The following is an 11,793-nucleotide window of genomic DNA, read 5'->3' on the forward strand; positions in this document are numbered from 1 at the left end:
GCCTCCCAGCGTTTGCGGGGAGGCTTTTTTTAAGGGGGATTTCCATGAAGATTGTAGTTGGCATCACCGGGGCAAGCGGCAGCATCTATGCGCTGCGCCTCATTGACGTGCTCCGGGAAGCGGGGCATGAGATCCATGCTGTTGTGACGGACAGCGGCTGGCAGGTCCTGGACTATGAATGCCAGGTGAGCCGTGACGCGTTCAGCAGGCGGGTTGACGTGCTTTACGACAATCACGATGTCGGTGCCGCGATTGCCAGCGGCTCGTTCCGCATGCAGGCCATGGTCGTCCTGCCTTGCTCCATGCACACGGCAGGCTGTGTGGCTCATGGCATTACGGACAACCTGCTGACCCGGGCGGCCGACGTCGCGCTCAAGGAAGGACGTCCGCTCCTGCTCGTGCCGCGCGAAACACCGATGCATGCCATTCATCTCGAGAATCTCCTGAAGCTTGCGCAGGCCGGCGCGCGCATCATCCCAGCCTGTCCGGGCTTCTACCATCGCCCGCAGAGCATCGGGGAACTCGTCGACATGCTCGTCGGCAAGATATGCGACCAGCTGGGGGTAGAGACAGACCTCTTTGCGCGCTGGCAGGGCTGATGACGGCAGATTTCAGCGCGCGAAGCGCATTGCTTCGCGCTTGGCAAGCTGGTCGCAGCGCTCGTTGAGTTCGACGCCGACATGCCCCTTGACCCAGTGGAAGGTCACATCGTGGCTGGCGTAGAGTGCGTCGAGCTGTTTCCAGAGATCCTGGTTGAGGACGGGCTGCCCATCGGCCTTCTTCCAGCCGCGTTTTTTCCAGGCTGTGAGCCAATGGCGCGTAAACCCGTTCTTGAGGTATTGGCTGTCCGTGTAGAGGGCGATTTTTGCGGACTTCTGAGGGAAGGTGAGAGCGGCGATGGCTGCCGAAAGTTCCATGCGGTTGTTGGTCGTGCGTGGATCTCCGCCAGCGAGTTCCGTTATCTTCCCGGTGTGCACGTCGCGGATGACAGCGGCCCAGCCGCCGGGACCGTCCGGGTTGCGCAGGCAGGAGCCATCCGTATAGATGACGAAGTCCTGCTCGCTGTCCGGCCGCCCGCCTGCTTTGCTGGCTGACGACGGAACATCCGTGCTCCACCTCTTTCTGGCGGCCGTCCCTGCCGAGGCTGCCGGCGCGCGGCGCGGGGCATCGCTGCCGTTCAGCCATCGCAGCGCTTCAGCGAGGTCTGTAAAGCTCTTGTAGCGGGCGGCGGGGAAGCCGTCCACCTGCTTTTTGCAATCGGCCCAGCTGTTGAAGACACCGGTCGTGCGGCCCACGCGCACGGCGTATACTTTTTTGGTCATATGATTCTCCTTTTACCGTGTTTTCTACTATTATAAGGCTTTCCGGCATGGAAAAGAAGTTGAAATTTCCGTCTAAAAATAGTAAACTTATCTTTACTAATTGTTTTTTGCTTGTTAAAATCATGATTATGGGAGAGAAGAGAAAAGGGGGCAGGAGATGCTGCTGAAGATACTGGAGGCAATCGGCTCATTTGTTCTTCGCAGGCTTGGGGAAATCGGCACGATTGTCATGCTTTACGGCGAGACGATGCGGGCGCTGCGCCACAAGCCGCGCATGCGCCATATCCTGAACCAGATGTCGCATCTGGGCGTGGATTCCCTGCTGATCGTGAGCCTCACGCTGCTCTTTACGGGTGTCGTCTTTACGCTGCAGACGGCCGATGTCCTCATTCGCTTTGGCGCACAGGGGACGGTGGGCGGCATCATATCCATCGCCATCGGCCGCGAGCTCGGCCCGGTCCTCGTGGCTGTCGTCTGCGCCGGCCGTGTGGGAGCCGCCATCACGGCGGAAATCTCGACGATGAAGGTCACGGAACAGATTGATGCGCTGCGTGTCATGGCCGTGAGCCCCATCGATTATCTGCTCGTGCCGCGCATGCTGGCCTGCATGATTGTCGTGCCGCTCCTGACCGTCTTTGGCGATGTCATCGGCGTGTTCGGCGGCTGGCTCATTGCCGTCTACTATGAGGGCATCAGCTCGTATGCCTACATGAATTCCATCCATGTTTTCGTGGAATTGTTCGATCTGACAGGCGGCGTCATCAAAGCGGTGTTCTTCGGCAATGTCATTGCCGTGCTGGGCTGCTACTATGGCCTGCACTGCCCGGATGGGGCAGAAGGTGTGGGCCGGGCGACGACGAAGACGGTCGTCTCCTCGATCATCGTCATCTTCATCCTCAATGCCGTGCTGACATTCTTCCTGTATTGATCGGGGGCAGCTTATGATTGAACTCGTTGACGTATGCAAGCGTTTTGATGACAAAGACGCTCTGAAGCATATCAATCTGACCATCGAGCACGGGGAGACGCTGGCCATCATCGGCGGCTCCGGCTCCGGCAAGAGCACGCTGCTGCGGCTGCTCATCGGCCTCATCAAGCCGACGAGCGGCAAGATCCTCGTCAATGGCGTGGATATCGTGCCGATGGATGAGGAGGAACTCAACAAGGTCCGCCTTCATATGGGCATGGTCTTCCAGTATTCGGCTCTGTTCGATTCGATGACCGTCGGGGAAAACGTCGCCTTCGGCCTGCGCGAGCACACGAAGCTCAGCGACGCGGACATCCAGGCCATTGTGAAGGACAAGCTCCATCTCGTCGGCCTGGACGGTGTCGAGGACATGATGCCGAATGAGCTTTCAGGCGGCATGAAGAAACGCGTGGGACTGGCCCGCGCCATAGCGGTTGAGCCATCCGTCATCTTTTACGATGAGCCGAGCTCCGGCCTTGACCCGCTCATGACCGAAAAGATCGATGAACTTATCGTGAACACGCAGCAGGCGCTCTCGGTCACGAGTGTCGTGGTCACGCACGACATGGCCAGTGCCTGCCGCATATCGGACCGCATTGCCATGATTTATGAAGGAGAGCTGGTCGCCGTTGACACGGTTGAGCGGTTCAAGAAGATACAGGATGCACGGGTGCAGGCGTTCTTCCATACGCTGCGCACCGTCAAGTGAGTAAAGGGGGATAAGAGTTCATGACGACAGAGGCAAAGGTCGGTGCATTTACGGTGATTGGCATCCTGCTCTTTGCAGCGGTGGCAGCGCTCTTGAGCGGTGTTTCCTTCTCGGGAGAGAAGGGCTACACGCTTTATGCCGGCTTCAAGCAGGTCATCGGCGTGGAGCCGCAGTCCGTTGTACGGCTCTCTGGCGTGCCCGTGGGCAAGGTCAAGAGCATCCGCAATGAAGGCGGCGGCGTTACCGTCACGATGGAAATCCAGGGCAATGCCAAGATCCCGAAGGGCTCTCAGGTAACCGTCGGTTCCTCGGGCGTCATGGGCGATAAATTCGTCAACATCCTGCCCGCCAAAGACCAGGGAATCTACCTCGGCGACGGCGATTACCTGATCGGCCAGGAGGAAGAGGGACTGGATTCCCTGATGGAGAAGGCCGGCGGCGTCCTTGACCAGGTGCAGGCTTTGCTCGATTCGATGAATCAGGTCATGGGCAATCCGGACTTCCAGCAGAATTTCCTGCAGATGGCCGTGAACATCCGTGAGATGACGGCGCATCTCGATGGCCTCGTGGCCGCCATGGAGCAGACCATGGTGAATAATCAGGGCAATATCGGCCAGATGCTGACGAACCTCAATATGGCGACGGCCAGCATGGACCGCACGATGCGTCAGGTCGAAGCCATGATGACCAATCTGGCTTCTGTCGGGGCAGATCCGCAGACAGCTGAGAATCTGCGGCTGACGCTCACGAACATCAAGGACGCCAGTGACCGCATCGCGCACATTGCGGAAAATCTCGATTCGGTGGCTGGTGACCCGCAGACGGCGGAGGATCTCAAGGCCACGGTCCAAAATGCGCGAAAGATGTCCGATAAGGCAGGAGATATGATGGGCAAACTCGAAAACATCAAGGTAAAGCCTGCTGCGGATGTCCTTTACAGCGGCGCAAAGGATGACTGGCAGACGAACTTCAATGTGGAAATTGGCCCGGAGACAGGGAATTACCTGAGTCTCGGGGTAGATGATATCGGGGAAGGCAATCACGGGAACCTGCAGGTTGGCCGCAGGAGCGAGCATTTCGGCGTGCGCGGCGGCGTCATCAACGGTGATCCCGGGGTGGGGGTCGACGCCTATATGGGCAAGCGCTTCCAATTCTCGGCGGACACCTATGATTTCAACGACCCTTCCCTGAGACTCAGAGCTCAGTACGAGCTCAATGATGCAGGAACCTGGCTCATGGGCCAGTGGAATGATGTCAACGACAGCGACAAACGGGCGGCTTATCTGGGGATTCGCCAGACGTTTTGATGGATACGATTGTTCGATTGCATCTTCAAATGAAGCTTTAAGAAAGAGATGTTACATTTCTTTGAGGAGGAATTGACCTTGAACAAAAAAAACTGCTTCTATAAAAAACTGACGACTCTCATCACGACCGGCCTCATGACCATGATGGCCATGGGTACGGTCATGGCCGCTGATACGGTGCAGCTCGACCTGCACGACAGCGTGCAGATGGCACTGGAGAACAACCGCACAATCCGCCAGGCGCTGACGGATGTCGATACGGCAAAGTGGAGCCTTTCGTCGGCTCGCCGCACGATGGGCCCGACGCTGACGTGGACGACATCGGCAAACCGCATCGGTGGTGATTCTCTGGATAGTGCACATACTGCACATGCAGCTGGCTTGGGCCCTGCCTATGATTATGCATGGAATAACACGGCACAAGTGGGAATGCCGCTTTACAATGCAGCGGTCAGAGGACAGATCAATCAGGCCCGCTACGGCCTCAACGCGGCAGACCTGACGCTCGAGGAAACGAAACAGGCCATCCGCCTGCAGGCAACGTCAGATTACTATCAGATCCTGCAGTGCCGCAATCTCATCGATGTCCAGCAGGATGCCGTGATGACGCTCCAGGAACACCTCGACAATGTCAACGCGCAGTACCGTGTGGGCACCGTGGCGAAATCCGATGTGCTGGCCTCGCAGGTGCAGCTGGCCAATGCCCAGCAGTCGCTCGTGACGGCGCAGAACAATTACGACATTGCCGTCTCGACGCTCAACAACGTCATCGGCCTGCCAACGGATACGGTGCTCGATATCCGCGATCAGCTCAAGTACACGAAGTACGATCTGAGCCAGGATGACTGCACGGCCTATGCCCTGCAGAACCGCGCAGACGGCGCGGCAGCGCGCTATGCGGTAAAGAGGGCAGAGGCTGCTGTGCAGACGGCCAAGGCCGGATACCAGCCAACTGTCAACGCAGCTGTCAGCAAAGCCATTGGTGGTGAGAAGCCATTTGACAATGATCACACGAGCAGCGACAGCTGGTCGGCCGGAGTCAATGCCTCGTGGGATATCTTTGATAATGGTATAACTCAGGCCAGCGTCAATTCGGCCAATATGGCCCTGCTGAAGGCACAGGAGGCCTCGGCCCAGACGGATGACCAGATCCGCCTCGATGTGCGCACGGCTTACCTGGGGCTGCAGGCTGCAGAGAAGAACATTCAGACGACGTCCGTCGCTGTCACGCAGGCAGAGGAAGATTACAAGATTGCGCAGGTCCGCTACAGCGCCGGTGTCGGCACGAACCTCGACGTCATGGATGCCGAGGAAAAACTCACGACGGCCCGCACGAATTACTACACGGCCCTCTATAACTACAACACGAGCAAGGCATCCCTTGACAAGGCCATGGGCATCCCGGTTGACCTCGATGTCGTGAAGTACACGGCAGCCGAGGAGACGGGCAAGGCGGCTCTGCAGGCACGCAAGGATGCTGCGCTGAATGAGAACGCCGTCTTTGAGATGGCTCAGCTTGAGCAGCAGACGAAACAGGCAGCAGAAGAAGCGAAGCAGGCAGAACAGGCACAGGCAGCAGCACCGGATACGACGGTACAGCAGGCTGTTGACAATGCCGGCAGTTCGGCAGAGCCGGTTTCCAGCGAAACGGTCGCTGCAGATATGGCCAAGTGATCGCTTCGTTTCATCGCGGAACGATTGACCATATTAAGGAGCAGCTATCATGAAACGGAAAACCATCGGGATAGGTATCGGTGCACTCCTGGGTGTACTGATGCTGGTACTGGGCGGGATTTATTATTACGTGCAGACGGATGCCTTCATGCAGAAGGTGGAGCAGACGGCCTCGTCTGCTGCCAGCGATTCCCTGGGCGTCCCTGTAGAAATCGGTTCCGTGACCGTTGTCTCCAACCATGAAATTGAAATACAGGACCTGGCTATTTACGATAAACAGGCGGAATGCATCGCGCGGGCGGATAAAGCCCGCGTGGACTTCCGTCTGTTTTCTGCGTTTCAGGACCCTTCACATGCGGTGAAAGAAGTCACGCTTTCCGGTGTTCAGGGCAATCTGCGGCAGCGTGAGGACGGTACGTGGAATGTCGAGGACATCCAGACGAAATCCTCGACCAGCGGCTCGTTCTATGGCCTGGTACGCCTTGAGGACAGTGAGGTAACGGCTTCGATGCAGGGGAAGACGGCAACGGTCAGCCAACTTTCCGGTACACTGGATTTTTCGGCATATCCGGTCCTGCAGTTCCAGGTGAATGGCGAAAGTTTTGGTGCGCCTGTAAAGGCATCGGGGTCATACCGCAAGGAGAATCAGATTCTGCAGGCGGAGACGGAAGGCTTGGATATCGCTCAGGTCCTGCCGCTGCTGCCGGATGGCCTGCTGCCATCGGAACTCTCCATCGAGGGAGGCACCATCGTCAAGGCGAAGATCTCGGGGCAGAAGATGGGCAGCCAGCTTTCCTTCACGGGTCAGGCCGAGTACAAGGACGTTGCCGTGCGCGTGAAGGATACGGAGGTTGAAGATATTCACGGCTTTACGAGCTTCAACGATACGGAGGTGCTGGTGCTGGCGGATGCCCGGGCGAACGGGCAGAGTGCGCGCGTTCACGGCAGCGTGCGCCTCGATACGGATTCCCCGTATCTTGACCTCACGGTTTCTTCGGATGGCTTTGACCCTGCACAGGTGCTCCGCAACATCCCGTATGAGGGCGCGGCTGCTTTTACGGCACATGTGACAGGTACGGCCAAGAATCCTGTCGTCGACGGCGATTTCAAGGTCGCACAGGGCAAAGTTCAGGATATCCCGTTCCAGAATGCTGCGGCGCATATCCGTTACGAGGATAGCCGGATCTATGTGCGGAATCTCTTTGCCGCCGCGTTTGGCGGTACAATCCAGGGTGAAATGGAATTGTCCGCGGATGATCTTTCGTATACGGCGCATCTGCAGGCCAGCAATGCCGATGTGCAGCAGGCCGCCGCTTATGTGCCGCAGCTGTCAGACCTGCAGGGGCGCGTTTCTTTCGATATCGGCGCGGCCGGTGTGGGGACGGATGGCTCGTCTCTCCAGGTCTATGGCAGTGCTTCGCTGCAGGCGGGGGCGTACAAGGCCCTGCCAATTGAAAATCTCAACGCGTCGTTCTATGTGCAGGGGCAGGATGTGACGATTGATTATGCCAGCCTGAACCTGCCAAACCGTACAACGCTTGGCATCGAGGGCACGGTCATGGGCGGCGAGCGCCTGGATCTGGCCTTCTACGGCGGGCATGTCGATCTCTCGCTCGCGAGCAAACTGGAACCACAGCTTGATTTGTCCGGTCTCGGCGATTTCGAAGGCACCGTTCATGGCAACATGACGGACCCGCAGGTGGATCTCAAGTTCACGGCGACGCACGGGACGCTCTTCAAGCAGCCTTACGATGACCTGCGCTTTGAAGCGGCGGGCAGCCTGGATGGCGTGGCCATCAAGGATTTCTCGCTGGTCAAGGATGGCAAACAGACCTGGTATGTCGACGGTACCGTCGGCCTGGCGGGCGAACGCCGCATTGATCTGCGCGTCGATACGGTCGGCGCTCGCATGGAAGACATTGCTGCGCTGGCCTTCCCGGACCAGCCCATCACGGGTAATGTCGACAACACCATTCATTTCACGGGAACGCTCGATCATCCCAATGCCGTCGGTTACATCCATTTTTACCGCGGCAGCTACAATGGCGTCCTGCTCTCTGGTATGGACGGCGATTACTTCATGAAGGACGGCTATACGCGGCTGCAGGACTTCCATATTTTCTCCCCGATGGTCGATATGGACCTCAACGGCACCGTTGACCGCGAGATGAATCTCGAACTCGATGCGAGTGTCCATGAAATCGACATGGAACGCTTTGCGCACAAGTTTCCGTATCCGGTCAGCGGCAAAGGGACGTTCTCGGGCAAGATTCGCGGCAATCTTTCCGCGCCGGAATTCTACGGCATGCTCGATGCGCCTTCCATCACGCTCAATGGGCAGGAGCTCAAGAGCGTACATGGCATGATGCGTTACCGCGACAGCGTCCTGAGCGTCGATCAGTTCGGCTTTCAGCAGAACGAGGGCCAGTATGCGCTGGTCATGTCCGTTGATATGGCTTCGCATGACGCCAGCGGCCATGTCAAGGTGGAAAATGGCGATATCAACGCCATTTCGGCCGTGCTGAATCTCAAGAATGATATCGTGACGGGGCGCTTGACAAGCGATATTGATGTTGGCGGCACGTATGACAATCCCAGCCTTACCGTGGTTGGCACGATGCCGGAGGGACAGGTGGCCGGCTACGATATCCACGATGTGGCGCTCAACCTGCATCTGCTGGACTCGGTCATCTACATCGACGAGCTCTCGGGCAGTCAGGGCACGGAAGGAAGCTTCTCGGCCGACGGCTCCGTGACGATCGGCGGGCCCATTGCGGCTACCTTTACGGCACGCAATCTGGCGCTCGGCATGTTCACGAAGTCGGCTGGGCTGCAGCGCGATGTGCACGGCACAGCCGATATCGATGCCTCCTTTGGCGGCACGACGGGCAATCCGTCGGCCGATGTCACGATTGTCGGCCGCAACGGCGGCTTTGAAGGCTCGGTCTTCGATTCGCTCTCCGGCGTGTTCCACCTGAAGAATGGCCTGGTCAATGTCGAGAATGCCAGTGTCAAGAAGACCATCAACCAAAAGGATTACGAAGCCAGTGCGCATGGCATCGTGCCGCTGCGGGCTCTGACGTCGACGGGCGATGACCCGAGCGATGATTACGAGCAGATCAAGCTCGACGTGCGGCTCGATCAGGCGGACCTTTCGCTGCTGCCGTTTGTCTCAGATCAGGTGGATTGGGCGCTCGGCGCCACCAAGGGCGGCCTTGAGATCACAGGCACGGTGGCACACCCGCTCATCAACGGCAGCGTGGCGGTGCCGTCCGGCGCCATGAAGCTTAAGCCGCTTGAAAAGCCCATAACGGATATGGCGATGGAGCTTGATTTTAACGGGAATAGCATGACAGTGCGAAACTTTTCTGGTAAAATGGGCGAAGGTACCTATGATGTCCAGGGTACGCTGGAAATGGCAGGGCTCAAACCCTCCAAGTACAATTTCACGCTGGATGCCAAGGACCTGGACATCGAATGTGAATTCTTCCGCGGACCGCTCAACGCTTCGCTGACGGTGAGCAATGACAAGTTCTTTGGCAGGGAGATGCCGAAAATCGCCGGCGCCGTCAATCTCGGCAACTGCACGATTTCCGTGCCGTCACTGCCGGAAGGAGACAGCTCTCTGCCGGAAGTGATGCTGGACCTTGACATCAATGTCGGGGATAAGGTACATGCCTACAGCTCGTATCTTTACGATATGTATCTGACGGGCAAAGTTCATTTCGGCGGCTCGACCGCTCACCCGAAATCGTCGGGCACGATTTCCGTCAAGCGCGGCGGTACCGTCAGCTATCTCAAGACGGCTTTCAATGTAAGAGAGGGCGCGGCCTACTTCAATCAGGTGGATTCGTTCCTGCCGAGTATTGTTTTCCTGGCCGATACTCGCCTGACGCAGGCCAAGGTATATTTGGCACTCAGCGGTCCGCTCGACAATATGACGCTGAAGCTCACGTCGTCGCCGGAGATGAGCCAGACGGAAATCATCCGCATGCTCACGCTGCGCGACGCATACAAGAACGGTGATGCCAATCTCGATGCCGGCGATCTCCTGATTGTGGGCCTGCAGATGAGCTTCTTGTCCGAGGTTGAGGATGCCATGCGCAACATGCTTTGGCTTGACCGCTTCACGATTGCGCGCGGCAGTGGCTCGGATTTTGATCATCACGATGAGGAATCGAACAAGGATCTCGATGTCTACCATGTCGAGATGGGCAAGTACATTTCCGATAAGGTGATGCTCAAATACGTCCAGCAGATTGGCGGCAACGACATGCACCGCTTTGGTGTCCAATACGATATGAACGACCGACTCGGGCTCACGCTCGACCGGGAGTCCGATGATTACATCGTGGGCGTGGAGGCACGCATCCGTTTCTGATGATGAAATGATAATGGCAGAGGAGGTGAGACGATGCGTCTGGATCAGTACATGAAAGAGTTGAACCGGGTTCAGCTGCTGGAACCGGAAGAAGAACGGGCGCTTTGGCAGGCCTTCAAGGAAGAAAACGATACAGCGGCAAGGCAGCGTCTCATTGAATCTTATCAGCCGCTGGTCTTCAAGCAGGCCATGCCATTCTCGCACCTCACCTGCATCATGGATGTCATCCAGGAGGGGACGGTGGGGCTCATCGAAGCTGTGGAGCGCTATGACCATACGCGCGGTGTGGCGTTCAGCCTGTTCGCCGTACACCGGATACGCGGGCGGATGCTGGATTTCCTGCGGCGGGAAGGTCGCGTGGACATCGCCTGCATGGAGGAGACCCTGGAGGATGCCAGCGGCAATCTCAAGGAGAATCTCGTCGATACGGCGGCGTCCGTTTCGGAGCAGGCGGAAAGCCACGAGCTTTCCGGCCGCCTGCATCAGGCCATGGAACGCCTGCCGGCCAAGGAACGGGCCGTTTTGGAGGGAATGTATCTGCGCAGCGAAGACGCGGCACAGATGGCGGACAGCCTGCAGGTCAGCTCTTCTCATATCTACCGGCTGCAGAAAAGCGGCATTCGCCGCGTGCGCGGCATGCTGTCGCGTTTCATGCAATACTGGTAAATTAAAGCAAAATAGTAAGAAAGCATTGATTCTGCAAGAAAAACATGCGTAATAGCGCTGTATTCCCTGTCATTGCCGGATTCGGGCTGTCAGGATTTTGAACGTCCGGCAGATATTATATCTATCGCAGATATGATGAAAGGACAGGAGGGTGTGCCATGAAAGACCAGAACCAAAGGCAGCGGCATCATATCCGTGCTGCCAGGGACTGGCTGGGCAAGGCGGAGCATTCGCTGGCAGAGGATAACGAGGTCCGGGGCGAGCTGAAAGTCATGCTGGCCAAGGCGGAGCTCGCGCAGGCCCGGCAGGGAGCTGGAGCCGGTCCCCTGCGACGATGGGGGCGGCGTCTTCTGCCGGCCGCAGCGGCGTTCCTGATCGCTGGCGGCGGCTGGCTGGGACTTCAGCTTGTTCAGCCAGGCAGGCCGCCTGCACTGGCTGTGGAGAATGCGCCCAGTACTCCTGAGACGCCTGCGGCAGCCTTGCCGCAAGCAGCGGAAGATTCGCCAATGGCGGCTGCGGATGATGCGGTTTCTTCGGAACCTGTGTCACAGCCCCCCGTTTATGCGTCTTCTGAGGCAGCTGCGCATCAGCCGGCTGCGCCTGTGCCAGGCCCTGCGGCACTGCCTGCCGCGCAGGAGCAGCAGGCTCCGGGCAAGGCCCCAAGCAAGGCCCCAGCCGTTCCCAATGATAATATGCAGAAGTTGATGCAGACAGCAGGCAAGGCCCTGCGCCAATGAGCCTGCACCGATGAAAGAAAGATTTAGGAG

At 57.9% G+C, this 11,793-nt stretch carries 9 protein-coding genes; 8 read left to right on the forward strand and 1 reads right to left on the reverse strand.

Features of this window, described 5'->3' with window-relative positions; translation table 11 throughout:
* The first annotated feature begins 44 nt into the window (after positions 1-44).
* Positions 45-599, forward strand: a complete 555-nt coding sequence (locus DWX75_RS03375; RefSeq protein WP_118014930.1) for a UbiX family flavin prenyltransferase — start codon at positions 45-47, stop codon at positions 597-599.
* Positions 600-611: 12 nt separating this feature from the next.
* Here the strand turns inward: DWX75_RS03375 and rnhA are convergent, their stop codons facing one another.
* Complete coding sequence (gene rnhA / locus DWX75_RS03380; RefSeq protein ID WP_118014931.1) at positions 612-1,322, reverse strand: ribonuclease HI; 711 nt, start codon at positions 1,320-1,322, stop codon at positions 612-614.
* Positions 1,323-1,482: 160 nt separating this feature from the next.
* Here rnhA and DWX75_RS03385 point away from each other — a divergent pair, with 160 nt between their 5' ends.
* The 7 genes from DWX75_RS03385 (at position 1,483) to DWX75_RS03415 (ending at position 11,763) form a co-directional block, all read left to right on the forward strand.
* Entirely contained in the window at positions 1,483-2,250 is a 768-nt protein-coding gene (locus DWX75_RS03385) for an ABC transporter permease (RefSeq protein ID WP_118014999.1), read from the forward strand.
* 13 nt (positions 2,251-2,263) lie between these two features.
* Positions 2,264-2,998: an ABC transporter ATP-binding protein gene (locus DWX75_RS03390; protein WP_118014932.1), complete on the forward strand. Its 735-nt coding sequence runs from the start codon at positions 2,264-2,266 to the stop codon at positions 2,996-2,998.
* A 20-nt stretch (positions 2,999-3,018) separates the two neighbouring features.
* Complete coding sequence (locus DWX75_RS03395; RefSeq protein ID WP_118014933.1) at positions 3,019-4,305, forward strand: MlaD family protein; 1,287 nt, start codon at positions 3,019-3,021, stop codon at positions 4,303-4,305.
* A 78-nt stretch (positions 4,306-4,383) separates the two neighbouring features.
* Positions 4,384-5,979 (forward strand): TolC family protein, encoded by a 1,596-nt coding sequence (locus DWX75_RS03400; RefSeq protein WP_369974326.1) that lies wholly within the window; start codon positions 4,384-4,386, stop codon positions 5,977-5,979.
* 49 nt (positions 5,980-6,028) lie between these two features.
* Entirely contained in the window at positions 6,029-10,360 is a 4,332-nt protein-coding gene (locus DWX75_RS03405; RefSeq protein ID WP_118014934.1) for a translocation/assembly module TamB domain-containing protein, read from the forward strand.
* Positions 10,361-10,393: 33 nt separating this feature from the next.
* On the forward strand, positions 10,394-11,026 hold the full coding sequence (locus DWX75_RS03410; RefSeq protein ID WP_118014935.1) for a sigma-70 family RNA polymerase sigma factor: 633 nt from the start codon (positions 10,394-10,396) through the stop codon (positions 11,024-11,026).
* A gap of 158 nt (positions 11,027-11,184) precedes the next feature.
* The gene (locus DWX75_RS03415) at positions 11,185-11,763 is read left to right on the forward strand and encodes a hypothetical protein (protein WP_118014936.1); all 579 of its coding nucleotides are present in this window, start codon (positions 11,185-11,187) and stop codon (positions 11,761-11,763) included.
* The last annotated feature ends 30 nt before the right edge of the window (positions 11,764-11,793 follow it).

Source organism: Mitsuokella sp. AF21-1AC, from assembly GCF_003458855.1.
In the GTDB taxonomy this organism is placed as follows: Bacteria; Bacillota; Negativicutes; order Selenomonadales; family Selenomonadaceae; genus Mitsuokella.